The following is a 26111-nucleotide window of genomic DNA, read 5'->3' on the forward strand; positions in this document are numbered from 1 at the left end:
GACCATGAGTGACGACGCCCCCACCACCGAGTCCGGCAGGATCCCGAACAAGGGCAAGCTGGCCAAGGACCTCAACGAGGTCATCCGCTACACCCTCTGGTCGGTCTTCAAGCTGAAGGACGCCCTGCCGGAGGACCGCGCGGGATACGCCGACGAGGTCCAGGAGCTGTTCGACCAGCTCGCCGCCAAGGACGTCACGGTCCGCGGCACCTACGACGTCTCCGGTCTGCGCGCCGACGCCGACCTCATGATCTGGTGGCACGCCGAGACCAGCGACCAGCTCCAGGAGGCGTACAACCTCTTCCGCCGCACCAGGCTGGGCCGCGCGCTGGAGCCGGTCTGGTCGAACATGGCGCTGCACCGCCCGGCGGAGTTCAACCGCTCGCACATCCCGGCGTTCCTCGCCGACGAGACGCCCCGGAACTACGTCAGCGTCTACCCGTTCGTGCGCTCCTACGACTGGTACCTGCTGCCCGACGAGGACCGCCGCCGGATGCTCGCCGACCACGGCAAGATGGCCCGCGGCTACCCGGACGTGCGCGCCAACACGGTCGCCTCGTTCTCCCTCGGCGACTACGAGTGGATCCTCGCCTTCGAGGCCGACGAGCTGTACCGCATCGTCGACCTCATGCGCCACCTGCGCGCCTCCGAGGCCCGCATGCACGTCCGCGAGGAAGTCCCGTTCTTCACGGGCCGCCGCAAGGACATCGGCGACCTGGTGGCGGGGCTGGCGTAGAACGCCCCCGAAGGGGCGCGGGGCCGTACCGATATGCGGCTGCGCCGCGTGGGCGCGACCAGCCTCATGGGACCCGCACCCGCCCGACGGCATGACGGGACACCCCACTAGGCGCCCTTGACCGGCCGAGCCGCCGGAGGCCGACGCGGTGCGCACGACGTGTGCCGCGCCGGCACCCGGCCCTCCAGCAGGTACGCGTGCAGGTGCCCGTTGACGCAGGCGTTCGGCCCGCCCGCGATCCCGTGCGTCCCCGCGTCCCGCTCCGTCACCAGCACCGACCCGGCCAGCCGCCGGTTCATCGACAGCGCCCCCTGGTACGGCGCGGCGGCATCCCGCTCGGCCGCCAGGATCAGCACCGGCGGCAGCTCGCCCGGCCCGGTCCGCACGTCCAGCGGCCGCTGCCGGGGCGCCGGCCAGTAGGCGCACGGCAGGTTCGTCCACGCGTTGTCCCAGGTCTCGAAGGGCGCCACCCGGGCGAGGCGGGTGTTGTCGCGGTCCCACACCTCCCAGTCCGTCGGCCACGGGGCGTCGTTGCACTCGACGGCGGTGTACACGGCCGACGCGTTCTCCGCCTCGGCGGCCGTCTCCGGGCGCGGCGCGGCCAGCCGGACCAGCGGCCCCGGGTCGCCGTGCAGATAGGCCGACAGGGCCGCGGCCCGGCTCGGCCAGTGGTCCTCGTAGTACCCGGCGGACAGGAACGCGTTCTGCAGCTGGCCCGGGCCCACCTTCCCGCCCGCCGCCTTGCCGGCCAGCCGCTCGCGCGCGGTGTCGTAGCTGCGCTGCACCCGCTCGGAGGTGGCGCCGAGCCGGTACACGTCGTCGTGCCGGGCGATCCACTCCCGGAAGTCCGCCCAGCGGTCCTCGAACGCCGCCGACTGCTCCAGGTTGCTGCGGTACCAGATCTTCTCCGGGTCCGGGTCCACCGCCGCGTCCAGCACCATGCGCCGCACGTGGGAGGGGAACATCGCCGCGTACAGCGCGCCGAAGTAGGTGCCGTACGAGGCGCCCATGAAGGTCAGCCGGTCCTCGCCCAGCGCGGCCCGCAGCACATCCAGGTCCCGGGCGTTGTTCAGCGAGGTGTAGAAGCGCAGCCGGCTCCCGGACCGCTGGGCGCAGCCGCGCGCGTACGCCCGCGCCCGCGCGATGCGCTCCCGCTTGTACGCCTCCGACGGGTGCACCGGCGCCTCGGTGGGCGCCTTGAGGAAGCGCTTGGGATCCTCGCAGGACAGCGGCGCCGAGCGGCCCACCCCGCGCGGGGCGTAGCCGACCAGGTCGTAGCCGGCGGCGATCCGCTGCCAGCCCGCGACCGTGCCGATCAGCGGGAAGTACATGCCGGTGGCGCCGGGGCCGCCCGGGTTGAAGACCAGGGCGCCCTGGCGGGGGACCTTCCGCTTGCTGTTGTGCGGGTCCTTCTGGGTGGCCCGGGCCCGGCTGACGGTCAGCTTGATCTGCTTGCCGTCGGGGTGGGCGTAGTCCAGCGGGACGCTCACCGTGCCGCACCGCACACCGGCCGGAGTCCCGGGCACCTCGGCCGCCCGGCACGGGCCGAAGTCGATGCCGGCCGCCCGGGCGCGGGCCGCGGCCAGGGCGGTGCCGCGCAGCTCGGCCGCGCCGGGGGCGGCCGGGGCGGGAGCGGCCGGGGCCGCGGCCAGGGCGGTCAGCAGCATGGACCCGGCGGCCGAGTACAGGGCGGCAGCTCTCATCGCGTATCCCTCCGGTGCGCGGCGGCGGTGGCACGGCTGCCACGGCCCGGCGCGCACACAAGGGATAGTGGTACGGCCGCGGGGGAAGGCAAGGACCGCCCGGCCGGTGTCGGCGTCAATGCCCCCCGTGCGCCCCCGGCGCCTTCCGCGCCCCCGGGCCCGGGACGCTCCCGGTCACTCGCGCAGCGGCTGGTCGCGGTGGGTGAAGGCCGCGCGCAGCTCCGGCTCGCCGATCGCGCGGATGCCCCGTACGGCGACGGAGGTGAGGAACGACCGCTCGTCCCCGGCCGGCTTCCCGGTCAGCGCGCGCAGCAGCCGCTGCCCGGCCGGGGAGGCCCAGGGCGAGTAGGGGTGCACCTCGAACCGGGCGATGACCAGGCTGCTCAGCGTCAGTATGAGGGGCAGCGCGAACCACGCGCCCACCAGCGGGCGCGGTGTCCCGGTGTCGCCGGGCAGCAGCAGGGCCGTGCTGCCGAGCACCGTCACGGCGAGCGCGGCGGCCCGCACCTGACGGACGGCGGACGCCACCGTGTCCGAGCCCTCCCGTACCGCGAGTCCGGCGTGCACCAGGCCGTCGGCCAGGCGGCGCACGGCCTCCGCGTCGGCCGCCCGCCTCCGCACCGGCGCGATCCGCGACTGTCCTCCGGGTCCGATGGCTCCTATGACGGACTGTTCGATCTCGTCACGGCCCCGCGGGTCCACGACCGTGGCCCAGCCGGTGTGCGCGAGCAGCAGCCGGCGCTCGCGGGCCATCGAGACGAGGGCCACATCGGCGACCCGCGCGGGGCCGCCGGAGAGGAACGCCGCCTCGTACAGGGTCAGATCGCGCCCGGCGACCGCCTGCGCGTCGGGTACGTCCGGCACGCCCGCCGCGTCCGACGCGTCCGTGCGTACGGCCGCCAGGCAGAGGCGAGCGCAGGCCGTACCGGCGAAAGCCCAGGCCAGGAAGAGGAGAAGGACCCAGAACATGAGCTGTTTGTATGTCAGGGGTCTGGGTGAGCACCATGCTCTGTTCACTATCCGGACGCACTGTTGCCGGTATGTGACGTTCCGTTTCCTTCGCCGGTCAGGACCCGCTCGGCACCGGCGTCGGCGTGACCGGCACGGCGGCGCTCGGATCGACCTCCGGCGGGGCCGGCACCGGGGTGGGGGAGACCGCCAAGTCCCGGGCCAGCGCGGCGAAGTCGACGTATCCCGTCGCCTCCAGCGCCTTGATGTGGTCCAGGACGGTCGCGCCCGTGGCGTCGGCGAGGTCGCGGACCAGGGTGTTCCGGGTGCCGGCCCGGACCTCGGCGGCCAGCGGGTACACCCGGCCGTGCGCGAGCCGCAGCACGGCGGCGAACCGCCGGTCGAAGTCCTGGCCCTCGGCCGTCTCCAGGGTGGCGAGCCACCGCTTCTGCCGCTCGTCCGGCTCGTTGGGCAGGGGAGTGCCGAGCTGGGCGGCGACAGTGCGGACATGGGCGTCCAGGGCGGTGTGACCGTCCACGAGATGCCGCCCCGCCGCGCGGACGGCCGGGGTCGTCCCCTTGCGCAGCGCCAGCTCCCCGGCCGGCAGCTCCCACAGCCCGGCCAGCCGGACCTTGGTGACGAAGTCGCGGTCCGCGTCGGACAGCGGCCCGTACGGTGTCGTCACCGTGCGGGTGCTCGGCGCCGTCGCGTTCGCCGGGTCCGGCCGGTCGGCGTACGACCAGAGCGGGACCAGCAGGGCGACGGCCGTCGCCGCGAGAGCGGTCACGATGAGCCCGGTACCGCTGACGATGCCTCGGCCGGTGACGGGGGGTCGGGGTCGCATGGTGCCTCGGGATGGGAGCGGGGGTGGCATCGTACCGGGGCAGGCACGGCCGGTTGTCGCGCGCGGGCGCGGTTCGGCCAAGGAGGAGGCGCTTTCAGAGCCCCAGCCGCAGTACCCGTGCCATGACTCCCCGCTTCCTGGGCGCCGGGCCCGCGCGGTCCAGCCACCACTCCCGCAGGGCGCGGCGGGCACGGGCGTCCCCCGGCCGCCCCAGTTTCAGCAGATGGCCGGCGAAGTCCAGCGCGTCCTGGCGGTAGCCGCCCGGCATCGGACGCAGGCGGGCGTACTCCAGGAACGCCTCCCGGTATCCCGCCCCGAGGATCACCGGGAGTTCGGGCGCCACCTTGGCCACCACGCCCGCCCGCTTCGCGGCGAGCGCCCGCGCCTGCACCCCCATCCGGACGCGGTCGAACCCCTCCGGCACCGGCGTCCCCGCCACCAGCGCCGACAGTACGGCGGTCTGCGCCACCCCGAGCCGCTCGCGCACACCGGCCACCGGCCGCGCCAGGACACCGACGCCTCCCCCGTTGTCGCCGACGGCTCCCCTCATCGCCGTACTCCCCACCGCACGCCGGCCCGCGCGCCCGGCCGCCACCGCCTCCCGGATGGCCGCCAACTCTCCCTCCAGCTCCGCGGCTCCGGGGAAGTTCTCGTCCCGCTCCAGCAGCACTCCCGGCGGTGCGACCCGGCCGGCGAGGTCGCTCAGGATGTCGAGCACCGGGCGGGGCACGGGGTGCGCGTGACTGTCGTGCCAGACGCCGTCGCGCTCGAAGCCGCCCGCGACATGGACGTAGGCGATCGCCTCCACCGGCAGCGCGGCCAGCGCCTCGGCGGGGTCCTCGCCCCGGTTGACGTGGTTGGTGTGCAGGTTGGCCACGTCGATCAGCAGCCGCACCCCGGTCCGTTCGACCAGCTCGGACAGGAACTGTCCTTCCGTCAGCTCCTCGCCCGGCCAGGAGAACAGCGCGGCGATGTTCTCCAGGGCCAGCGGCACCGGCAGCGCGTCCTGGGCGATGCGGACGTTCTCGCACAGCACGTCCAGCGCGTCCCGGGTGCGCGGCACGGGCAGCAGATGACCGGCCTCCAGCCGGGGGGACGCGGTGAGCGCGCCGCCCGCCCGGACGAAGGCGATGTGCTCGGTGACCAGCGGGGAGCCGAGCGCCTCCGCGCGTTCGGCGAGCGCCGCCAGCCGCCCCGGATCGGGCCGGTCCGCGCCGCCGAGCCCGAGGGAGACACCGTGCGGGACCACCGTCACCCCGCGCTCGCGCAGCCGCAGCAGCGAGTGGGGCAGATGCCCGGGACAGACGTTCTCCGCCACGACCTCCACCCAGTCGATGCCCGCCATCGCCTCCACGGCGTCCGCGATCTCCGGCCGCCAGCCGATCCCGCTCCCCAGCCGCATGACACCTCCCCCTCCTCGCCCCGTACTCGTGCGTCGAGTGAGGGGGATATGGCCCCACCACCCGTCGGCGAATCCCCGTCCTGACGCTTCAGAGCAACATTTGAGGTTCGGGTGGCCGGGGTCCGGGCGGGCCGGGGCCGACGGTCAGACGCCGGCCGGCCGCAGCGCCGGATGGTCCGCCGCCACCGTGCAGGAGCCCGGTGCGATCTCCGTGTAGCCGGCGTCGCGGACCAAGGGGAGACCGGCGGTGGTCAGGCGGGGCCAGGCGGTGGGGGTGGCGGTGCGGACGGCGAGGGGGAAGCCCGCCTCCCGCCACGTGGTGCGCTCCGTGTCGGACAGGGCCCACCAGGCCAGCTGGGCGCCGTGCCCGGCCTGGGCCATCGCCTTGCCCGCCGACATCTCCAGGTCCGGGTTGAGCCACAGCACCGGCTGCGCCGGGTCGGCGGCGGCGGGCGGCTCCGGGTCGTCCAGCTCGGTGCCCGACACCTGGAGCTTCGCCAGGTCCTTGGGCCAGCCGTCCAGCGGGATCGGCGGGAAGACGCGGACCTCGGCCGACTTGCCGGTCAGCGTGATCCCGGGCAGTGCCTCGGCGCGCCGCCACTCGGCGCCCCGGGCCCGCCGGACCACCTTGCGGATCCGCGCGTCCTCCCAGTTCCGCACCGCCTCGGCCCACTCCCCGTCGCCGTGCGCCCGCTCGTCGGCAAGCAGGACGAGCACGGCCCGGGCGGCCGTCTCGAGCGCGTCGGTCCGGGCGGGCGGGGCGCCGCGCTCGATGCGTACGACGAGCGGCAGCACGTACTGCGGCGCCTCGTCACGGGGATCGGACCCGGCGCGAAGCGGGCGGGCGCTGGAGGGGGCGGGATCGTGGCTCACGAGAGCCCAGCCTACGAACCCGCCGGCGCGCCGATCAACGCGCGGTCCCGTCAGGGCGGCGGGGCCTGGCCGAAGCAGCCGTGACCGGAGCCGGGCCCGCCGGTCAGAATGACCTCCATGCACCAGGACCGTGAGCTGTGCCTGACCGGCGTGGGCCGTCGCTACGGCGTGCGCGGGCCCTGGGTGTTGCGCGGGGTGGACCTCGTCGTCGCCCCCGGCACCCTCGTCCGGATCACGGGGGCGAACGGCAGCGGGAAGTCCACGCTGCTGCGGCTGCTCGCCCGGCTCGACGTACCCTCCGAGGGCCGCGTCACCGGCCGGCCGCGCACGGCGTACGTGCCCGAGCGGTTCCCCTCCGCCCTGCCCTTCACGGCCGTCGGCTATCTGACCCACCTCGGCACCCTGCACGGCCTCGGCCGCAAGGCCGCCGCCCGTGCCGCGCACACCTGGCTGGAGCGGTTCGGCGCGGGCCCGTACGCCGGCACCCCGATGGCGCGGCTGTCCAAGGGCGGCAGCCAGAAGGTCGCCGTCGCCCAGGCCCTGCTCGGCGATCCGGAACTGCTGGTGCTGGACGAGGCGTGGACCGGGCTGGACGGCCCGGCGCGGGCCGAGCTGGACCGGGCGGTGGCCGAGCGCACGGCCGCCGGGGGCGCGGTGGTGTTCGTGGACCACGACCCGCGCCGGCTCGCCGGGGCGGCGGACGCGGTCCACACCGTGGCCGACGGCGCGCTGCGGCACCGTACCGAGGGCGCCGGTCCGGTGGTGGACGGCCCGGTCGTGATCGTCGTCGTACAGGGGCCGCCGGACGGGCGGCTGCCCCCGGAGGCGGTACGGGCCGCCGTCGCCGTGGCGGAGACGGCACCCGGCGGTCACCGCCTCACCGTCCCCTCCTCCCACTCCGACGCCGTACTGCGCGCCCTGCTCACGGCCCGTCCGCCCTGGCACGTGGTGCGCGTCGAACCCGCCGGCGCCCTGCCCCCCGACCCCGGAAGCCGCCCATGACCGCCCTGTTGCGCTACCAGGCCGACCTGCTGCTGCGCTCCCAGCGCTGGCTGCCCCCGGTGATCCTCTACGCCGCCTTCCTGGCCGTCGGCGTGCAGAGCGGACAGCCGGTGCTGGACTCGCTCGGGTACACCGCCGCCGCCCTGCTGCCGGTGGCCGCCTGGCTGGTACGGATCTGTGTCACCGGCGAGCCGCCCGCGGCCCGGGCCTGCGTCGCCGCCGCGCGCGGACCCGCTCGCGCGCACCTCGCCTGCCTGCTGACGGCGCTGCTCGCGGCCGTGCTGCTGGGCGTGGCCGCCGTCGTGGTGGTGACGCTGGTCAGCGATCCCGCGAGCACCGGTCACCGGGTGCGCGTTCCGCCGGCCCGGGCGCTGGCCGCCGGGCTGCCGGCCGCGCTGGTCTGCGCCCTGCTCGGCACGGCCGTCGGCGCGCTCACCGGCCCGCCGGTGCTGCGTTCCACCGGGCGGGCGGTGCCCGCGATGCTGCTCGGCGCGCTGCTCGCGGTGGTCGCGTCCGGTTCCCCGGCGCGGGCCGCCGTCAGCGGTCTGGTCGGCGGCTCGCACAGCGGGCGGGCGCCGGTACCGCTGCTGCCGCTGGCGGGCGCGGCCCTGCTCACGGCCGCCGCCTGCGCCGCCGCGGCCTGGCTCACCGGCCGCCGGTCACCCTGAGCAGGCCGTGCGCTGGGCCTCCTGCCACTCGCACACCGGGCACAGCGTGATGCCCTTGTACGACTCCGGGTACTCGGTCGGCTCCCGGCACAGCACACAGTCCGCGTACGGCGGGCCGTCGGCCTTGGGGGGTCGGGCCGCCTCGGCGATGGTGCAGTAGTCCTCGTCGCTCATACCCTCAGCGTAGGACGGCGGCCCTCGGGCGCGGGTCAGCGGCCGGTTTCGCCGATCAGCTCGGAGACCTTCACGAACCGGTAGCCGCGCTTGCGCAGCTCCGGTACGACCGTACGTACCACCTGCTCGGTGGTCGGGGCGGCGCTGCGGGTGCAGTGCAGCACGACCACCGAGCCCGGCCGCACCCCGTCGAGCACCTGCCGGGCCACCGCGTCGGCGTCCGTGGCGAACGCGTCACCGCTGACCACGTCCCACTGCACGGCGGTCACCCCGAGCCCGCTGAGCGCGCGCAGCGCCCGCTGGTCGTAACAGCCGCCGGGAAAGCGGAAGTACGGCATCGGGTGCGGCACGCCGGCCGCGCGCAGGGAGGCGTACGCCCGCTCGACGTCCGCCCGCATCCGGCCGGAGTCCACGGTCGGCAGGCCGTAGCAGTCGGCGGTGAAGGCGTAGTGGCTCCAGGAGTGGTTGGCCACCTCGAAGCGCGGGTCGCGGCCCAGGTCGCGGGCCTCGGCCGGGTACTGCTCGGCCCAGCTGCCGGTCATGAAGACGGTCGCCGGCACCTTCAGTTCGCGCAGCGCCCGGATCAGTCCCGGGTTGTCGAAGTGCTCGCCGGAGGCCGCGCGGGGCCCCTGGTCGGCGGTCATGTCGGCGTCGAAGGTGAACGCGACCGTCCTGCCCCGGGTGCGCGGGCCGTGCTCGAAGACGGGGGTCAGCCCGCCGGGGCCCGGCGCGAGCACCGGCGTGCGGGAGGGCGAGGGGGGAGGGGAGGCGGGGGAGGCGGGCTGATCCTGTCTCGCGGTGCCGCAGGCGGTGAGCGCCGCGCCCAGGAGACAGAGGGCGGTGAGACGAGGTGCTAGTGGGATCACCCTACGAAGGTAAGACTGAATATCGGTTTATATGACTATATGAGTCCGGTGTCGTGGTGACCTCACCCGCCCGGCGGGCCGCTTCCCGCCGGGTTCCGCCGGTTCCCCACCGGTCACTCCAGCTCGCGCCGCTCCAGCGGCTTGACCGCCGGCCCCTGGAGCACCGAGCCGTCCACCGCGAACCGCGAGCCGTGGCAGGGGCACTCCCAGGCACGCTCGGCGCGGTTGAAGGAGACCAGGCAGCCGAGGTGGGTGCAGCGGGCGGACACCGCGTGCAGGGCGCCCTCCTCGTCGCGGTGCACGGCGAGCCGCTCGCCGCCGGAGCGGACCAGCGCGCCGTCGCCGGGCGCCAGGTCCGCCACCGAACCCGGCGGTTTCAGCCGGTCGCCGACGAAGTGCCGGGCCACCTCCGCCTGCGTCTTCAGCAGCGACGGCGCCTCGCGGACCACCGACTTCAGCCGGCGCGGATCGTACAGCTCCCGCCAGAGGCAGTCCCGGCCGGTGATCAGCGCGGTGAGCAGCAGCCCGGCCATGATCCCGTTGCTCAGGCCCCAGCCGCCGAAGCCGGTGGCGACATAGGTGTGCCGGGCGGCCGGGTGGAACGGGCCGACCAGCGGGACGGTGTCGGTGGACTCGTTGTCCTGGGTGGCCCAGGCGTGGTCCAGGGTCACCCCGGGGAAGTGCGTCTCCGCCCAGGCGGCGAGCCGGTCGAACCCGGCCTGCGGATCGCCGGTGCCCGGCGTGAAGTGCTCCCCGGTGACCACGAGCAGCCTCCGCCCGTCCGGGCCGTAGGGGGCGGTGCGCACCGAGCGGGTGTTCTCCTCCGGGGTGATGTACATGCCGTCCGGATCCGGGCCGTCGCCCAGCGGTCCGGCGACGACCAGCTCCCGGCGCGGGGAGAGCCGGGCGAACAGCAGTGCCCGGTCGAACACCGGGTAGTGGGTGGCGATCACCACGTCCCGGGCGGTCACCACGGGGCCCGCCTCGGTCGTCAGCCGGCACGGCTCGCCCTCCGTCAGCCCGGTCACCCGCGTGTGCTCGTACACCCGGCCGCCCAGCCGCAGCAGGTCGGCGGTGAGCGCCCGCAGGTACCTGACCGGATGGAACTGCGCCTGCCCGGTCACCCGCACCGCGCCCGCCACCGGGAACGGCAGTCCCGTTTCCGTGGTGAACGACGCGGGCAGCCCCGCCCGCCGGGCGGCGTCCGCCTCCGCGTGCAGCTCGGCCACCCGCGAGGGGTCCCGGACATAGGTGTAGGCGTCCCGCGTCTCCCACTCGCAGTCGATGTCCAGCTCCTCCACCAGCTCCGCCGCGTGCTCGATCGCCTCCGACTGCGAGCGGGCGTACAGCCGGGCGCCGTCCGGGCCCCGGGTGCGCCGCAGCCGGTCGTAGACGAGGGTGTGCTGGGCGGTCAGCTTGGCGGTGGTGTAGCCGGTGACCCCGGCCGCCGCCCGTCCGGCCTCCAGGACCGCCACCCGTCGTCCGGCCCGGGCCAGCGCGTGGGCGGTGCTCAGCCCGGCGATGCCCGCGCCGACGACGGCCACGCCCACGTCGATATCCGCGTCCAGGGCGGGATGGTCGGGCCCGGGAGCGGTCTGCAACCAGTACGAATCGGTGACCTTCCGCTGCTCACGCATGCCGACCGGGTACCCAGGGCGCACCGGCTTACCTCAGTGGCGTCGGCCCGCCGGCGGCCCGGCGTGGAGTGCGCTCGGTGTCCCTCGCACAGGCCGGAGGCCGGTCACGGGACCCGCGGGGTGCTGCCGGTGCCGGTCACGGGGGTCCGTGGTGGGCCGCCGGTGTCGATCACGGGGACCTGGGGTGCGCTGCCGGTGCCGGTCACCGGGAGCTGCGGCCCGCCGTCGGTGTGCCCGGGCGAGGGGCCCCGGTCCTGCTCCTGGTCCCGATCCCGGTCCCCGTCACGGTCCTGGCCCCGGTCCCGGTCCCGGTCCGGTGGGGACGGCCGGCCGCCGCGTTCCAGGAAGTGCAGCAGTTCCACCGGGATCGGCAGCACCAGCGTGGAGTTCTTCTCGGCCGCCACCGCCATCACCGTCTGCAGCAGCCGCAGCTGGAGCGCGGTCGGCGTCTCCGCCATCTGCTGGGCCGCCTCGGCGAGCTTCTTCGACGCCTGGAGCTCGGCGTCGGCGTTGATGATCCGGGCCCGGCGCTCCCGGTCCGCCTCGGCCTGGCGGGCCATCGACCGCTTCATCGTGTCCGGCAGGGACACGTCCTTGATCTCCACCCGGTCGACCTGGATGCCCCAGCCCACCGCCGGACTGTCGATCATCAGCTCCAGTCCCTGGTTGAGCTTCTCGCGGTCGGAGAGCAGGTCGTCGAGGTCGCTCTTGCCGATGATCGACCGCAGGGACGTCTGCGCCATCTGCGACACCGCGAACTTGTAGTCCTCGACCTTCACCAGGGCGCTCGCCGCGTCGACCACCCGGAAGTAGACCACCGCGTCCACCCGGACCGTGACGTTGTCCCGGGTGATGCCCTCCTGAGCCGGGACGGGCATCGTCACGATCTGCATGTTGACCTTCTGCAGCCGGTCCACGAAGGGAATGATCAGGTTCAGGCCCGGCGGCCTCACGTCCCCGCTGACCCGGCCGAGCCGGAACAGCACCCCGCGTTCGTACTGCTTGATCACCCGAACCGCCGCCGCCAGGTACACGACACCGGCGGAGCCCACCGCCGCAATGGCCACCAGAAGGTCCGCGACCATGGTGACCTCCTCGTCCAGAGGTCGGTTTTGTCTGTTGTTGCCACGATAGGCCGGTGGGGCCGGGATGCCGAGAGGTTCCGGCGTCCCGGCCCCACGGGAGGGACCTCAGGCGGCTGTGACCAGCTTCACCGGGTCGGTCCCGGCCGTGCTGTGCCGTGCCGCCCAGTTGTCCAGGGCCAGCCGGCAGGCGTGGTCCAGATGGTGCAGCCCGGACAGGTCGAGCCGGACCGGACGGTCCTGCGGCAGCGACTCCAGGCTGTCCAGGATCTTCGGCAGCCGCAGGAAGGTGGCGTTGCCCGTCAGCCGCGCCTCTATCGGGCCCGCGCCCTCGTCCACCACGACGTCCAGCTTGACGTGCGAGGCCTCCCAGGCGGACTTCACCACCGCCAGCGCCAGACCGATGAGCACGCCCTCGAACATGCTGACCGCGACGATGGAGACGGCGGTGACGGCGAGGACCACCGCCTCCCCCCGGTGCTCGCGCCACAACGTGCCCAGCGACCGGACGGGTATCAGCTTGGCGCCCGCGTGGATCAGGATGCCCGCGAGGGCCGGGATCGGTATGTAGGCGAGCACGTCGGGCAGCAGCGCCGCGAACAGCAGCAGCCACGCGCCGTGCAGGACGCGGGAGGCCTTCGTACGGGCGCCCGCCTGGACGTTGGCCGCGCTGCGCACGATCACCGCCGTCATCGGCAGCGCGCCGAGCGCCCCGCACACCATGTTGCCGGTGCCCTGGGCGATGAGCTCCTTGTTGTACTCGGTGCGCGGCCCGGAGTGCAGCCGGTCCACGGCCGCCGCGCTGAACAGGGACTCGGCGGACGCGATCAGGGTGAACGCGACGACCGTGCCCAGCAGCCCGATGCCGGCCAGTTCGCCGAAGGCGCTCAGCGGCGGCGGCTGGACGGCGCCGAGCAGGCCCTTCACCTCGACCGTGGCCACGGGCAGGTCCAGCGCGAACACGGCCAGCGTGGCGAGCCCCACCGCGGCGAGCGGTCCGGGCACCGTGCGCACCTTCTCCGGGGCGTGCTTCCACAGCAGCAGCACCGCGATGGTGCCCGCGGCCACCGCCAGGGAGGACAGCGCGCCGGTGTCGCCGAAGGAGTCCACGAGCGTGCCGGGCAGTTCGGCGATCTTGCCGAGACCGGAGTCGGGGGCCTTGGCGGCCATCGCCGGGTAGAGCTGCCCGGCGATGATCACCAGGCCGATGCCGGCCAGCATGCCCTCCACGACGGAGACGGAGATGGCACGGAAGTAACGGCCCAGCCGCAGCAGGCCCATGGCCAGCTGGATGGCGCCGGAGGCGAGCACGATCACGCCGAGCACCGGCAGGCCGAACTCCTGCACCGCCTCGTAGACGAGCACGGTCATGCCGGCGGCCGGTCCCGACACCTGGAGGCTGCTGCCGCGCATCACTCCGGTGACGAGGCCGCCCACGATGCCGGTCACCAGGCCGAGTTCGGCCGGCGCCCCCGAGGCGACGGACACGCCCACGCACAGCGGGACGGCGACCAGGAAGACGACCAGCGAGGCGGCGAAGTCCTCCTTCAGGTGCGGGAAACGGGATATGAGGGTGCGGTTGTCGGTCATCGGCGGACTCACAGGGCCTCGAAACTGTCGGTCTGCTGGCGGTGCGTCCGTACCGTGCCGGTGTGCACCTCGTAGTACCAGGCGTGCAGGTTCAGTTCAGCCTCGGCCAGCTTCCGCTCGACGCAGGGGTACGAGCGCAGCCGCAGCAGCTGGGTCAGGACGTGGCTCTGCACCCCCTCGGCGACCTCGGGGTCCTCGGCCTTGCCGGCCGGGCGCGGGGTGGCGGAGGCCAGCCAGTCGCGCACGGCCGGTACGGCGGTGAGGTCGTCGCCGCGCACCAGCGCTCCGACGGCGCCGCAGTGCGAGTGGCCGCAGACCACGATGTCGCGGACGCCGAGCACCTCCACGGCGTACTCGATGGTGGCCGCCTCGCTGGTGGGGTGCTCGGAGGCGTGGGGCGGGACGATGTTGCCCGCGGTGCGCAGCTCGAACAGCTCGCCGGGGCGGGCGCCCGTGATCAGGGCGGGGACGACCCGGGAATCGGAGCAGGTGATGAACAGGACCTGCGGGGACTGGCCTTCGGCGAGCTTGGCGAACTCCTCAGGGCGTTGTCCGAAGGTACGGGCGTTGTCGATGAGGGGCTGCATTGTGTGGGTTCCTCCTGGCGCGCCTGCCCGGCGCGTCGGACTCGAACGATGGTCGTGGGGGGGGTGAGAGCGCGAGGCGCCGGGATCTCAGCAGCGGAAGACCTGAAGCGCTGCCGGGGTGGGGGCTCCGGTGGCTCTCGGGGAGGAGCGGCGCGTTCCGTCGGGCGGTCCCGACGGGGCCTGACCGGCCCCCCGGCCGGAGTCGAGGATGTTCTCTTCGGGCCATCCGGCCGCCGGGCCGCGATGCCGGTCGCGAAGGTGCGGGGTGCCCACGGGCGCGTCCGGGCTGCCGGGGACGCGGACGGTGTCCGCTCCGGCGCGCGCCGAGAGCGCGGAGGGAACGATTCCGGTCTCCGCCTTGAGCAAGGTCTGGCCGAACGTGTGCGCGGATGCGAAGTGTTCGGTGCCCGCGCGCAGCTGGAGCGTGAGCAGCACCGCGGCGAGGGCGGCGAGCAGGCCGCGTACGGCTGTACTGCGGAACATGAGCCCCCCTCCGCCCTGTTCATGTTTCTAGTCCAGACCAAGTCTTGGTCAACGAATGGTCAAGAAACACCTTAGCCGTGCAAAGACCTTTGCTGGGTTAACTGGAGGTTAACGGGCTGAGAGAGCGTAAAAAACGCGGGTCAAGTGGCTTGAAGTAGCCCTTGACCCGCGGTAGTTGACGGATTGACGGATGGTGTCGACTACGCGCCGAGCAGTCCCTTGGCGTCCCGGGCCAGCGCGGTGAGCCGGGATATCGCGCGGAAGTACTTCTTGCGGTAGCCGCCGTTCAGCATCTCCTCGCTGAACAGCCGGTCGAACGGCAGCCCCGAGGCCAGCACCGGCACCTCGCGGTCGTAGAGCCGGTCGGCGAGGACCACCAGCCGCAGCGCCGTCGACTGGTCCGGCACCGGCCGCACACCGGTCAGACACACCGCCCGCACCCCGTCGGTCAGCGCGCCGTACCGGCTCGGGTGCACCTTGGCCAGGTGCTCCAGCAGGCTCGGGAAGTCGTCCAGCGAGGCGCCCTCGGTGGCGAACGCCGTCTTCATGACCTCCTCGTCGGAGAAGGGCGCCGGCGCCTCGGGCAGGCCGCGGTGGCGGTAGTCCTCGCCGTCGATGCGCAGGGTGCGGAAGTGGGCCGACAGACCCTGGATCTCGCGCAGGAAGTCGGCGGCGGCGAAGCGTCCCTCGCCCAGCTTGCCGGGCAGTGTGTTGGAGGTGGCGGCGAGCGCCACGCCCGCCTCGACCAGCTTGCCCAGCAGCGTCGACACCAGGACCGTGTCGCCGGGGTCGTCCAGCTCGAACTCGTCGATGCACAGCAGGCTGTGCCCGGACAGCGTGCGCACCGTCTGCTGGAAGCCCAGCGCGCCGACGAGGTTGGTCAGCTCCACGAAGGTGCCGAACGCCTTGCGGGACGGCTCCGCCGGGGCGGCGTGCCACAGGGAGGCCAGCAGATGGGTCTTGCCGACGCCGTAACCGCCGTCCAGGTACACCCCGCGCGGGCCGGCCGGGGTCTTGGGCGCCTTCGCCCGGCCGAAGCCGAACAAGCCGCGCCGGCCGGCGCCGGACGCCCGCGGCCCGCCCAGACCGGCGGCGAAGCCCTCCAGGACCCGGACGGCCTCCGTCTGGCTTGGCTGGTTCGGGTCCGGGAGGTACGTGGCGAAGCGGACCGAGTCGAAGCGCGGCGGCGGCACCATCTCGGCGACCAGCCGGTCCGCGGGCACGTGCGGCTCGCGGGCGCACAGGGAGAGGGGGCCCGCGTCGGTCACGGGGCCGGAACCGGGGGCGGTGCTGGAGGAGGACACGGTTATCCATGCTAAGCGCCGTGTCACACTGCACGAATGCGACGCCTCTTCCCTGTGACCGAAGAAACAGCAGCCCAGGCCCGCGCCGAGGGGGGAGCACCCGCCGCCCCGGGACCGGCCGCGGACCGGGAGTGGGGACTCGCCGAGCTGGCCGCCGCCTACGCCTACCCGGACCCCGCGCCGGGCGCCCCGCGGCCCTGGCTGCGGGCCAACATGGTCTCCTCCCTCGACGGCGCCGCCCAGCACGAGGGCCACTCCAAGCCCATTTCCAGCGCCGCCGACATGCGGATCTTCGGCACGCTGCGGGCGCTCGCGGACGTCGTGCTGGTCGGTGCGGAAACGGTACGGCAGGAGGGGTACCGCCCCGCCCGGGTGCGCGCCGAGTTCGCCGGGGCGCGCGCGGCCGCCGGACAGGCCCCGGTCCCGGCGATCGCGATCGTCAGCGCGAGCCTGGACCTGGACTTCACCCTGCCCCTGTTCACCTCGCCGCTGGTCCCGACGCTGGTCCTCACCGGGGCCGCCGCCGCGCCCGACCGGGTCGCCGCCGCCGAGAAGGCCGGCGCCCGGGTGCTGGTCGCCGGGGAGGGCATGGGCGTGGAGCCCGCCCGCGCGGTCGAGGCCCTCGCCGGCCTCGGGCACACCCGGCTGCTCACCGAGGGCGGCCCCCGGCTGCTCGGCCAGCTGATCGCCGCGCAGGTGCTGGACGAGCTGTGCCTGACCGTCTCGCCGACGCTGACGGCGGGCGGCGCGCAGCGCATCGCCGGAGGGCCGTCGATCGCCGTTCCGCACCGGTTCGCACTCGTGTCCCTGCTGGAGGAGGACGGATTCCTCTTCGGGCGCTACCGTCGGCCTTGAAATCAACGGAATCATCCGTTCCGGTCGGCTTCCGCCGGGCAGACTTAAGGCGGCAGTACCCGTGCGATCACGGGGAAGGATGGTTTCCGCAGGGGCCCTGCCGGGCCCTCTAAGGAGAAGAGGCGCCTGGTGTTCACAAGCGTTCTGATGATCGAGAAGGCCCTGACGTCCGCCGACGTGGAGTTCGTCACCACCTTGCACGGAGACGAGCCCGTCTCCTTCCACGTGCTGCTCCAGCCGCGCGGTGAGCAGGCGGACCGGCTGCTGCGGGCCATCGACGACATCGCGCTCGGCGAACTCGACGAGGCGGTGCGGGAGGGCGAGACCCCGGAGGGCCGCGAGGCGCGGAGCGTGGGCCGGCAGGCCCTCGACGTGTCGCTCCAGGCGCTGCGCTCCGCCGGGAGCGAGGCGGACGGGCGGCTGGTCGAGGACCACCCGCTGGACGCGCTGAAGGCACTGGTCGCCGAGGTGGACGCGGACGAGGTGATCGTGCTGACCGATCCGCACTACGTGGAGGAGTTCTTCCACCGGGACTGGGCCTCGCGGGCCCGGCACAAGGTGGGGGTGCCGGTGCTGAAGCTGTTCTCCCACAGCAAGGCGTAGGCGTGCGGGCGGTCGCGTGCGTGCCGGGGGCACCCGGTGGCCGAGCCCGCCGTCCCGCGCCCCATGCGGGGCGACCGGCGCTCCAGCGCATAGGCTAGGCCTGTTCCGGCTCGTACCGTCTCTGGGGAGAAACGCATGGCACCCGGCCTTCCTACCGCCATGGACCGACCGCACTTCATCGGCATCGGCGGCGCCGGGATGTCCGGAATCGCGAAGATTCTGGCCCAGCGCGGGGCCCGGGTGGCCGGCAGCGACGCCAAGGAGTCGGCGACCGCCGGGGCGCTGCGGGCGCTGGGCGCCACCGTGCACATCGGACACGCCGCCGGGCACCTCGCCGACGACGCGAGCTGTGTCGTGGTGTCGTCGGCGATCCGCGAGGACAACCCGGAACTGGTCCGCGCCGCCGAGCTGGGCATCCCGGTGGTGCACCGCTCCGACGCGCTGGCCGCGCTGATGACGGGGCTGCGGCCGATCGCCGTGGCCGGCACCCACGGCAAGACCACCACCACCTCGATGCTGGCGGTCTCCCTGACCGAGCTGGGCCTGAAGCCGTCGTACGCCATCGGCGGCGACCTGGACGCGCCCGGCTCCAACGCGCTGCACGGCGAGGGCGACATCTTCGTCGCCGAGGCGGACGAATCGGACCGCAGCTTCCACAAGTACGCGCCCGAGGTCGCCATCGTCCTCAACGTCGAGCTGGACCACCACGCCAACTACGCCTCCATCGAGGAGATCCACGAGTCCTTCGAGACCTTCGTGGACCGGATCACCGAGGGCGGCACCCTGGTCGTCTCCGCCGACCACGACGGCGCCCGGGAGCTGACCCGGCGGGTACGCGGCCGCGCGGTGCGGGTGGTGACCTACGGCGAGGCCGAGGACGCCGACGTGCGCGTGCTGTCGATCGTCCCGCAGGGTCTGAAGAGCCGGGTCACGGTGGTGCTGGACGGGCAGGAGCTGACCTTCGCCGTCTCCGTGCCGGGCCGCCACTACGCGCTCAACGCGGTCGCCGCGCTCACCGCCGGCGCCGCCCTCGGCATCCCGGCCGCCGAGCTGGCGCCCGCCCTCGCCGCCTACACCGGGGTCAAGCGGCGCCTCCAGCTCAAGGGCGAGGCGGCCGGCGTCCAGGTGATCGACTCCTACGCCCACCACCCGACCGAGATGACCGCCGACCTGGAGGCCATGCGCGGCGCCGCCGGTGACGGCCGCATCCTCGTCGTCTTCCAGCCGCACCTGTTCTCCCGCACCCAGGAGCTGGGCAAGGAGATGGGGCAGGCGCTGGCCCTCGCCGACGCCTCGGTGGTGCTGGACATCTACCCGGCCCGCGAGGACCCGATCCCGGGCGTGACCAGCGAGCTGATCATCGAGTCCGCGCGCGCGGCCGGCGCCGACGTGACCGCCGTCCACGACAAGGCGGACGTCCCGGCCGTGATCACGGGAATGGCGAAGCCCGGTGATCTCGTTCTCACCATGGGCGCGGGCGACGTGACCGACCTGGGCCCGCTGATCCTGGACCGACTCGCGCAGTAAGAGGGGCTGAGAGCTGATGGCGTACGACGTCGAGAAGCCGGACGAGCAGTGGCGCGCGGAGCTGACCGAGGCCGAGTACGCCGTGCTGCGCCGGTCCGCCACCGAGCCGGCCTTCACCGGTGAGTACACGGACACCAAGACCAAGGGGGTGTACTCCTGCCGGGCCTGCGGCGCGGAACTGTTCACCTCCGACACCAAGTTCGAGTCGCACTGCGGCTGGCCGTCCTTCTACGACCCGAAGGACTCCGACGCCGTGGAACTGGTCGAGGACCGCTCCCACGGCATGGTCCGCACCGAGGTCCGGTGCGCCCGCTGCGGCTCCCACCTGGGGCACGTCTTCGCGGGCGAGGGCTACCCCACCCCCACCGACCAGCGGTACTGCATCAACTCGATCTCGCTGCGACTGACGCCCGCGGAGGGCTGAGGGCGGCCCGGCCCCGGCGGGGGCCGGTGGAGCCCGCCCCCGCCGCGACCCGCCCGCTGCCCTCCGAGGTGTCGCGACACTCCCGGTCTAGACTCTCCCCGCACCAGCCCGGATGCGGTCGGACCGAAGGGTACGCGGCGTTTTGATACGGATAGATGCAGTCACCAAGCGGTACCCGGACGGCACGGTCGCGGTCGACCGGCTGTCGCTGGAGATACCGGATCGCGCGATCACCGTCCTCGTCGGGCCCTCCGGCTGCGGCAAGACGACGACCCTGCGGATGATCAACCGGATGGTGGAGCCCACCGAGGGCAGCATCCTCCTCGACGGCCGGGACATCCGGCAGCAGCCGGTCAACACCCTGCGCCGTTCGATGGGTTACGTCATCCAGAACGCCGGTCTCTTCCCGCACCGCACCATCCTCGACAACATCGCCACCGTGCCCCGGCTGCTCGGCCGGAGCAGGCGGCAGGCCCGGGACCGGGCCGCCGAGCTGATGGAGCGGGTCGGGCTCGACACGGCGCTTGCGGGGCGGTACCCGTACCAGCTCTCCGGCGGCCAGCAGCAGCGCGTCGGCGTGGCCCGCGCGCTCGCCGCCGACCCGCCGGTCCTGCTGATGGACGAGCCGTTCTCCGCCGTCGACCCGGTCGTCCGCAAGCAGCTCCAGGACGAACTCCTGCGCATCCAGGAGGAACTGGGCAAGACCATCGTCTTCGTCACGCACGACATCGACGAGGCGATCAAGCTCGGCACCAGGGTCGCCGTACTGCGCACCGGCGGCCGGCTCGCCCAGTACGCCCCGCCCGCCGAACTGCTCAGCGCGCCCGCCGACTCCTTCGTGGAGGACTTCCTCGGCGCCGACCGCGGCATCCGCCGCCTCTCCTTCTTCCCTTCCGCCGGGCTGGAGTTGCAGACCGCGCCCCTGGTGCCGGCCGACGCCGACGCCGGCACGCTCGCCGCCCGGGCCACCGCCGCCCCCTACCTCCTCGTCACCGACGCCGACGGCAGGCCGCTCGGCTGGAGCGAGCCCGGCCGGCTCACCGCCGGAGCCGTCGACCGGGATGAACTACTCGACTTCGGGCGGCCGTTCGTGCCCGGCACCGACTCGCTGCGGGCCGCCCTGGACGGGGCCGTGCTCTCGCCCACCGGCTGGGCGGTCGCGGTGGACGGCGAGGGACGCGCCATCGGTGTCGTGTCCCAGCAGGCCATCGGGGAGGCGATCCGGGCCGCCCACGGGCGGGTGGCCGAGCGGACCGAGGAGGCGGCCGGACGATGAGCGGCTTCTTCGACCTCCCGAGCGACCTCGGGCAGAGCTGGCCCGGTCTCGTCGGGCTGCACCTGCGCGAGGCCCTGCTGCCGGTGCTGGCCGGGCTGCTCGTCTCGCTGCCCGTGGCGCAGCTGTGCGTGCGCTTCCGCTGGATCTACCCGCCCGTCCTCGGCATCGCCACCGTCCTCTACGCCATTCCCTCGCTCGCCTTCTTCGTCGTCCTCATCGACTACTTCGGCCAGAGCGAGACCACGGTGATGATCCCGCTCGCCCTGTACAGCCTGGTGGTACTGGTACCGGCGATCGTGGACGGCGTCCGCTCGGTGCCGCCGGAGACCCTGGCCGCCGCCGAGGCCATGGGCTTCGGCGCCGTACGCCGGTACTTCCAGGTCCAGTTGCCCCTCGCCGTGCCCGCCATCATCGCCGGTCTGCGGGTGGCGACCGTGTCCAGCATCTCCCTGGTCAGCGTCGGCATGCTCATCGGCAACCAGGGCGCCCTCGGCAACATGCTCTACGCCGCCCAGACCTACGGCCGCCCCGCCCTGGCCGTGAACGCGGTGCTGACCATCGGGGTGCTGGGGATGCTCGCCGACGCCGCGCTGGTCCTCCTGCGTCATCTGCTCACCCCCTGGATGCCGCGGAAGGGGGCCGGCCGGTGAACGTCCTCGACTTCGCGCGCGCCTTCTTCAGCGACAGCGCCCACTGGCACGGCTACGACGGCGTCCCCGCCCGGTTCGCCGAGCACATCGGGTACTGCCTCGAAGCCCTGGCGATCGCCGCCGCGATCGGACTGCCCGTCGGCCTGCTCACCGGGCACACCGGCCGGGGCGGCAACGCCCTGGCGTTCCTCGCCACCGCCGGGCGGGCCCTGCCCAGCTTCGGCCTGCTGGTGCTGATGGTCATCTGGATCGGCCTGGGGCTGCTGCCGGCGATGATCCCGCTGGTCGTGCTCGCCGTCCCGCCGATCCTGGTCACCACCTACGAGGCGGTCCGCTCCGTCGACCCCTCACCGGTGGACGCCGCCCGGGGCATGGGGATGCCCGAGGCGCGGGTGCTGTTCCAGGTGGAGGTGCCGGTCGCGCTCCCGCTGATCCTGAGCGGACTGCGCACCGCGGCCGTCCAGATCGTCTCCACCGCCACCATCGCCGCCTACATCGGCCTGGGCGGTCTCGGCCGTTACATCATCGACGGCCTCTACCAGAAGGACTACGAGAAGGTCGTCGGCGGCGCCACCCTGGTCGCCGGACTCGCCCTCGTCACCCTGGCCGTGTTCTGGGCGGTGTCCCGGTTCGCCGTGTCACCGGGAGTGCGCCGGGGCGGCCGCGGCTGACGGCCGCCGCCGCGACGACGTGTCGGCCGGCCGGCCCCGCACCGGGAAACCGTCGCCAGGAGGACATCCGGTGTGCACGACCGCACGCGGATCGGCGTCGATTTCCGGCCGGTGGCACTTGACTGACCGAGAAGCGGCTGGCTTGGATCGACGGGTGACTTCAACGACCCATGACAGCAGGTCCATCCGGGGGAGCAGAGGCGCGGCGGTGGTCGCCCTGGCGGCGACGGCTCTGCTGGCGGGCTGTTCCTCCAGCGACAAGGCCGACAACCCCCTCACCGGCGGCAAGGCGGACGGCGACAGCGTGGTCGTCGGCTCCAACAACTTTCCCGAGAGCACCCTGCTCGCCGACATCTACGGCGAGGCCCTCAAGGCGAAGGGGGTCAAGGTCACGTACAAGCCGAACATCGGCAGCCGCGAGACCACGTACGGGCTGATGAAGAACGGCTCGCTCACGATGATGCCCGAGTTCAACGGTGCCCTGCTGGCCCACCTCGACAAGAAGGCCACGCCGAAGACGCTCGAGGAGACCCAGGACGCCATCAACGCCAAGCTGGACTCCCAGCTGACCCTGCTCGACCCGGCGCCGGCGCAGTCCAAGGACTCCGTCACGGTGAACGCGGCCACCGCGCAGAAGTACCACCTCACGGACAAGTCCTCCATCGCCGACCTGAAGGACGTCGCGGGGGATCTGGTCATCGGCGGTTCGCCGGAGTTCCAGGTCCGGCAGCAGGGGCTGGAGGGCCTGAAGTCCGTCTACGGCCTGGAGTTCAAGTCCTTCAAGGCGCTGGACACCGGTGGCCCGCTGACGCTGGCGGCGCTGAAGAAGAACGCCGTCCAGGTCGCGGACATCTTCACCACGGACCCGCACATCACCAAGGAGAAGTTCGTCGTCCTCCAGGACCCGAAGAATCTCTTCGGCTTCCAGAACGTCCAGCCGCTCGTCCGCAAGGGCGCGCTGCCCGAGAAGGGCGTCGACGCGCTCAACGCGGTCTCGGCGAAGCTCGACACCAAGACCCTGCTGGAGCTGGACACCCAGGTGCAGGCGGAGAAGAAGGACCCGCTGGACGTCGCCCGGGCCTGGCTGAAGACCGCCGGGCTGGCCTGACACACCGGCAACCGACCGCCTTCGGACGCCCGCCGCGGGTGTCCCCGTGACCGGGGGCACCCGCGGCGGGTTTCCGGCCCCTGCCTGCCCAGAGGCCGGACCCCTGCTCAGAGGTCGAACTCGTGCGGCGGCAGGTCCAGCGCGTAGCACGCCTCGCGCACCACGGCCTGTTCGGTCTTGTCGAAGTCGCCGTCCGCGCCGCCGATGACGATGCCGATCTGCACGACGGCCCGCGCCTCCGCGGGCTTCTTCTTCGCCTTGGCGATCTCCTGGAGCACGCTCACCTTGCCGAAGGCGAAGTCGGCCGTCAGCTTGTTCAGGTTGTCCTCGAAACGGCGCCGCAGGTCGTCCGCCGGGAAGTTCTGCAACACCTCGTTCGTGGCGATGAGCTGGGCCACCCGCTGCCGCTCCGAGGGATCCACCGTCCCGTCGGCGGCGGCCACCAGCGCGCACATCGCCATGCTCGCATCGCGGAACGCGCCGCTCTTCAGGTCGTTCTTCTTCGCCACCAACTGGGTCTGCATCTGCGACGCCGACTCCTTGATGCGGTCCCACAGGGCCATGTCCACTCCTTGCGACAGCCGTCGGGTGCCCTCGCGGCACCCTACGGAATTTCTACAGCACTGTAGAAACTAACGGATCGGCGGGGAAGTTCCGCGCATCCGCCCCGAGTCCGCGAACACGGCAGGGCCGGCGCCGGTCCGCTCCGTCCCAGTTGTACAGTTGCGCAAGGCGGCAACTATTCGTGGCCGCAGGCTGAGACGAAGAAGGGGCGGTCATGTTCCGTAACGCCATCGAGCCCTGGCATCTGCTGGTCGTCGCGATCGTGTTCCTCGTGCTGTTCGGGTACCGGAAGCTGCCCGACACCGCGCGGGCGCTGGGCAAGTCCGTGCGGATCCTCAAGAGCGAGGCGCGCGCGATGAAGGGCGGGGACGGCGCGGGCGGCTCCGCCGGCTGAGGTCAGGCCTCGTCCTCGCCCTCGTCCTCCTCCTCTCCCTCGAAGAAGTCCCCGATCTCGTCCACGGCCTCAGCGGCCACCATGCCGCCGACCACGCCCACGGCGAGACCCGCCGCGCCCGCCGCCACGGCCGTGCCCAGGCCCGGACCGGAGCGGTGGCCGGCCCCGGGCGCGCCGTCGTGGCCGTACGCCGTGTGACTGTCGTGGCCGTACATCCCGTGGCTGTCGTGGCCGTACGCCGCGTGGCTGCCGTAGGCGTCGTGGTGCTCGGTCATCCGGCGGATCCAGCCGTCCACCTCGGCCCGCCAGTCCAGGGCCGGCGCGTCCTCGTGGCGCACCGTGAACCGGGTCAGCGCGTCGTGCCCCGCGGAGAACGGCCCACCGCGCTTGTCCGCCTCCAGTACGACCTCGACGCCCGCGGGGGAGGCGAGGAAGGTCAGCTCCAGCTCGTTCATCGCGTGCGCGTACTGCGGGGCCGGGGTCAGCTCGATCTCCTGGTAGAACGGCAGCCGCTGGCCCGTACCGCCGATGTGGCCGTACTCCAGGTCGGCCGAGCGGAAGCCGAAGCCCAGGCCGCCGAAGGCCTCCAGCACCGCCTCCTGCACGGGCAGGGGACGGACGGCCAGCGGGTCCAGGTCGCCCTTGTCCCGGGCGCCGGCCACCGCGACCTCCGTGCGCACGCCCAGCGCGATGCCGAGCGGCTGCCCGTGCAGCTCGGTCACCGGGGTCTCCCAGGGCAGCGGCACGCTGAACGGCAGCGCGCGCTCCTCTTCCTCGCCGAGCCGGAAGCCGCCGCCCACGGTGAAGTGCTCGAAGACGACCGAGCCCTCGCTCTCGCCCTCCGCGTGCTCCGCCTCCACCCGGGCGATCAGCTCCAGGCCGATGTGCTCGATGTCCACGGCCGATCCGCCGCCCCGCAGCAGCACCCGGCCCGTCAGGGCGCCGCCGGGCAGCGCCGCGCCCCCGTCCAGCACCGTGTCCACGGAGGGGCCACCGACCCCGATCGCACCCAGCAGCCTCTTGAACACCACGCCGTAGCTCCCTTGCGCCTCGCCTCGTCCGGACGGCGCTCCTTGGTCCGTCCGGCTGTCCGGTGAACTCACGGCGTGGGCAGAGAAGTTCCCAGGTCACCCGTTCGAAGGACCCGTGGCGTGACGGGGTGACGTGCGCCGGGGCGGGGAGGCGGGGCAACCGGCGTGCGACGAGGGGTGTTTCGCTCTCAGGGGCGTGAACGCACCGACCGGTCCTGCTGTTTTGCCGCTGCTCCGGTAGCTCGTTGAAGACCGGACGTCCGCCTCGTACCGTGCCGGATCACACGAGCGGCTCCCGTCGCCCGGAGCCCGTCGGGCGCTGTCGTACCGCTGATACGCGTCATAGCGCGTGCGTGGACCTCTGGACTCCCATTCCCGCGCGGTGAGTTATCGTATGCGGGGGGTTGAAAACAAACCGCATGTCCTGTTCTTTTGAGGCGCGAGGAGGGGTCCGGGGATGGCGAGGCAGTTACGCGCTGAACAGACCCGCGCAACCATCATCACGGCCGCCGCCGACCTGTTCGACCGGCACGGCTACGAATCCACCAGCCTGAGCGATATCGTCGCACATGCGAAGGTCACCAAGGGCGCCCTGTATTTCCACTTCGCGGCCAAGGAGGACCTCGCCCAGGCGATCCTGGAGCTCCAGGCCAAGGCGGCCCGGCAGCTCGTGGCCGATGTCGAGAGCCGCGGCTGCTCGTCGTTGGAGGCGCTGATGCGCACCACGTTCGGGATCGCCCGGCTCGCCGTGGAGGACCCCGTGCCGCGTGCCGGGCTCCGGCTGGCCACCGCCGACATCGCCGTACGGCCGCCGCTGCGGCACCCGTTCACCGAGTGGCTGGACTTCGCCACCCGTAAATTCAGCGGGGCCGTCAGGGAGGCCGACCTGCACGGGGACATCGACGTGGGGGTGGTCGCCCACTCCCTCGTGTGCTTCTTCGTGGGCACCCGGGTCGCGGGCCGTTCGCTCGAACCCGTCGGACGGCTGCCGCGCCGGGTCGCCGAGATGTGGCACCTGGTGATCCGCGGTCTCGTCCCGGTGCACCGGCGCCCCCGTTATGTCACCCTGGCCACCCAGCTGGAACGGGAGGTCCGTGCCGCCTGACGCC

Annotated in this window: 28 protein-coding genes; 13 read left to right on the forward strand and 15 right to left on the reverse strand. The window is 73.2% G+C overall.

Annotated elements, in window-relative coordinates:
• Positions 1-4 precede the first annotated feature (4 nt).
• Positions 5-736: a hydrogen peroxide-dependent heme synthase gene (gene hemQ, locus IH25_RS0111325; RefSeq protein ID WP_030606901.1), complete on the forward strand. Its 732-nt coding sequence runs from the start codon at positions 5-7 to the stop codon at positions 734-736.
• Positions 737-843: 107 nt separating this feature from the next.
• Here hemQ and IH25_RS0111330 read toward each other — a convergent pair whose 3' ends face one another.
• The 5 genes from IH25_RS0111330 to IH25_RS0111350 all read right to left on the reverse strand — a co-directional run bounded on the left by IH25_RS0111330 (position 844) and on the right by IH25_RS0111350 (position 6506).
• Positions 844-2439 (reverse strand): alpha/beta hydrolase, encoded by a 1596-nt coding sequence (locus IH25_RS0111330; protein WP_030606903.1) that lies wholly within the window; start codon positions 2437-2439, stop codon positions 844-846.
• A gap of 174 nt (positions 2440-2613) precedes the next feature.
• Entirely contained in the window at positions 2614-3408 is a 795-nt protein-coding gene (locus IH25_RS0111335; protein ID WP_030606907.1) for a TIGR04222 domain-containing membrane protein, read from the reverse strand.
• Between the two features lie 97 nt (positions 3409-3505).
• Positions 3506-4231: a DUF4142 domain-containing protein gene (locus tag IH25_RS0111340; protein WP_030606910.1), complete on the reverse strand. Its 726-nt coding sequence runs from the start codon at positions 4229-4231 to the stop codon at positions 3506-3508.
• A 94-nt stretch (positions 4232-4325) separates the two neighbouring features.
• Positions 4326-5633: a DUF692 domain-containing protein gene (locus IH25_RS0111345; protein WP_030606913.1), complete on the reverse strand. Its 1308-nt coding sequence runs from the start codon at positions 5631-5633 to the stop codon at positions 4326-4328.
• Between the two features lie 144 nt (positions 5634-5777).
• The gene (locus IH25_RS0111350) at positions 5778-6506 is read right to left on the reverse strand and encodes a peptidyl-tRNA hydrolase (RefSeq protein ID WP_030606916.1); all 729 of its coding nucleotides are present in this window, start codon (positions 6504-6506) and stop codon (positions 5778-5780) included.
• Between the two features lie 117 nt (positions 6507-6623).
• On the opposite strand from IH25_RS0111350, the gene IH25_RS41160 reads away from it, so the two are divergent.
• Both IH25_RS41160 and IH25_RS41165 read left to right on the forward strand, forming a co-directional pair.
• Positions 6624-7508, forward strand: a complete 885-nt coding sequence (locus IH25_RS41160; protein ID WP_030606919.1) for an ABC transporter ATP-binding protein — start codon at positions 6624-6626, stop codon at positions 7506-7508.
• Positions 7505-8176 (forward strand): hypothetical protein, encoded by a 672-nt coding sequence (locus tag IH25_RS41165; RefSeq protein WP_030606922.1) that lies wholly within the window; start codon positions 7505-7507, stop codon positions 8174-8176. The genes IH25_RS41160 and IH25_RS41165 overlap by 4 nt, the downstream gene beginning before the upstream one ends.
• On the opposite strand, the gene IH25_RS0111365 is transcribed toward IH25_RS41165, so the two are convergent.
• The 8 genes from IH25_RS0111365 to zapE form a co-directional block, all read right to left on the reverse strand.
• Positions 8168-8350 (reverse strand): hypothetical protein, encoded by a 183-nt coding sequence (locus tag IH25_RS0111365; protein ID WP_030606925.1) that lies wholly within the window; start codon positions 8348-8350, stop codon positions 8168-8170. The two genes, IH25_RS41165 and IH25_RS0111365, sit on opposite strands and share 9 nt — an antisense overlap.
• A gap of 35 nt (positions 8351-8385) precedes the next feature.
• A complete protein-coding gene (locus IH25_RS0111370) occupies positions 8386-9216 on the reverse strand; it encodes a polysaccharide deacetylase family protein (protein WP_030606927.1) in 831 nt (276 codons plus the stop codon).
• A 113-nt stretch (positions 9217-9329) separates the two neighbouring features.
• On the reverse strand, positions 9330-10853 hold the full coding sequence (locus tag IH25_RS0111375; RefSeq protein ID WP_030606930.1) for an FAD-dependent oxidoreductase: 1524 nt from the start codon (positions 10851-10853) through the stop codon (positions 9330-9332).
• Positions 10854-10957: 104 nt separating this feature from the next.
• Positions 10958-11938 (reverse strand): slipin family protein, encoded by a 981-nt coding sequence (locus IH25_RS0111380; RefSeq protein WP_078844215.1) that lies wholly within the window; start codon positions 11936-11938, stop codon positions 10958-10960.
• Positions 11939-12043: 105 nt separating this feature from the next.
• A complete protein-coding gene (locus tag IH25_RS0111385; protein WP_030606936.1) occupies positions 12044-13525 on the reverse strand; it encodes a SulP family inorganic anion transporter in 1482 nt (493 codons plus the stop codon).
• An 8-nt stretch (positions 13526-13533) separates the two neighbouring features.
• Complete coding sequence (locus IH25_RS0111390) at positions 13534-14112, reverse strand: carbonic anhydrase (RefSeq protein ID WP_030606940.1); 579 nt, start codon at positions 14110-14112, stop codon at positions 13534-13536.
• A gap of 87 nt (positions 14113-14199) precedes the next feature.
• Positions 14200-14595 (reverse strand): hypothetical protein, encoded by a 396-nt coding sequence (locus tag IH25_RS0111395; RefSeq protein ID WP_030606943.1) that lies wholly within the window; start codon positions 14593-14595, stop codon positions 14200-14202.
• Positions 14596-14795: 200 nt separating this feature from the next.
• On the reverse strand, positions 14796-15899 hold the full coding sequence (gene zapE / locus IH25_RS0111400; protein ID WP_030606956.1) for a cell division protein ZapE: 1104 nt from the start codon (positions 15897-15899) through the stop codon (positions 14796-14798).
• A 36-nt stretch (positions 15900-15935) separates the two neighbouring features.
• On the opposite strand from zapE, the gene IH25_RS0111405 reads away from it, so the two are divergent.
• From IH25_RS0111405 to IH25_RS0111440, 8 genes are all read left to right on the forward strand, one after another.
• Positions 15936-16754: a pyrimidine reductase family protein gene (locus IH25_RS0111405; RefSeq protein ID WP_030606959.1), complete on the forward strand. Its 819-nt coding sequence runs from the start codon at positions 15936-15938 to the stop codon at positions 16752-16754.
• A gap of 129 nt (positions 16755-16883) precedes the next feature.
• Positions 16884-17357, forward strand: coding sequence for a hypothetical protein (locus IH25_RS0111410; RefSeq protein ID WP_030606962.1), 474 nt, complete (start codon positions 16884-16886; stop codon positions 17355-17357).
• 135 nt (positions 17358-17492) lie between these two features.
• Positions 17493-18884: a UDP-N-acetylmuramate--L-alanine ligase gene (gene murC, locus IH25_RS0111415; protein WP_030606965.1), complete on the forward strand. Its 1392-nt coding sequence runs from the start codon at positions 17493-17495 to the stop codon at positions 18882-18884.
• Between the two features lie 16 nt (positions 18885-18900).
• Entirely contained in the window at positions 18901-19308 is a 408-nt protein-coding gene (msrB, locus tag IH25_RS0111420; RefSeq protein ID WP_030606968.1) for a peptide-methionine (R)-S-oxide reductase MsrB, read from the forward strand.
• Between the two features lie 142 nt (positions 19309-19450).
• Positions 19451-20584, forward strand: a complete 1134-nt coding sequence (locus tag IH25_RS0111425; protein ID WP_030606971.1) for an ABC transporter ATP-binding protein — start codon at positions 19451-19453, stop codon at positions 20582-20584.
• Positions 20581-21234: an ABC transporter permease gene (locus IH25_RS0111430; RefSeq protein ID WP_030606974.1), complete on the forward strand. Its 654-nt coding sequence runs from the start codon at positions 20581-20583 to the stop codon at positions 21232-21234. Before IH25_RS0111425 ends, IH25_RS0111430 begins: the two co-directional genes overlap by 4 nt.
• Positions 21231-21905, forward strand: coding sequence for an ABC transporter permease (locus IH25_RS0111435; protein ID WP_030606977.1), 675 nt, complete (start codon positions 21231-21233; stop codon positions 21903-21905). Before IH25_RS0111430 ends, IH25_RS0111435 begins: the two co-directional genes overlap by 4 nt.
• A 154-nt stretch (positions 21906-22059) precedes the next feature.
• Complete coding sequence (locus IH25_RS0111440; protein ID WP_030606979.1) at positions 22060-23013, forward strand: ABC transporter substrate-binding protein; 954 nt, start codon at positions 22060-22062, stop codon at positions 23011-23013.
• A gap of 107 nt (positions 23014-23120) precedes the next feature.
• On the opposite strand, the gene IH25_RS0111445 is transcribed toward IH25_RS0111440, so the two are convergent.
• Entirely contained in the window at positions 23121-23576 is a 456-nt protein-coding gene (locus tag IH25_RS0111445) for a tellurite resistance TerB family protein (protein WP_030606982.1), read from the reverse strand.
• A gap of 215 nt (positions 23577-23791) precedes the next feature.
• On the opposite strand from IH25_RS0111445, the gene tatA reads away from it, so the two are divergent.
• On the forward strand, positions 23792-23971 hold the full coding sequence (gene tatA, locus IH25_RS0111450; protein ID WP_030606985.1) for a Sec-independent protein translocase subunit TatA: 180 nt from the start codon (positions 23792-23794) through the stop codon (positions 23969-23971).
• Between the two features lie 2 nt (positions 23972-23973).
• On the opposite strand, the gene IH25_RS0111455 is transcribed toward tatA, so the two are convergent.
• Positions 23974-25002, reverse strand: a complete 1029-nt coding sequence (locus IH25_RS0111455; RefSeq protein ID WP_030606988.1) for a sporulation protein — start codon at positions 25000-25002, stop codon at positions 23974-23976.
• 457 nt (positions 25003-25459) lie between these two features.
• Between IH25_RS0111455 and IH25_RS0111460 the strand changes: the two genes are divergently transcribed.
• On the forward strand, positions 25460-26107 hold the full coding sequence (locus IH25_RS0111460; RefSeq protein ID WP_030606991.1) for a ScbR family autoregulator-binding transcription factor: 648 nt from the start codon (positions 25460-25462) through the stop codon (positions 26105-26107).
• Positions 26108-26111: the final 4 nt, after the last annotated feature.

Source organism: Streptomyces achromogenes subsp. achromogenes (genome assembly GCF_000720835.1).
Classification (GTDB): Bacteria; Actinomycetota; Actinomycetes; order Streptomycetales; family Streptomycetaceae; genus Streptomyces; species Streptomyces achromogenes.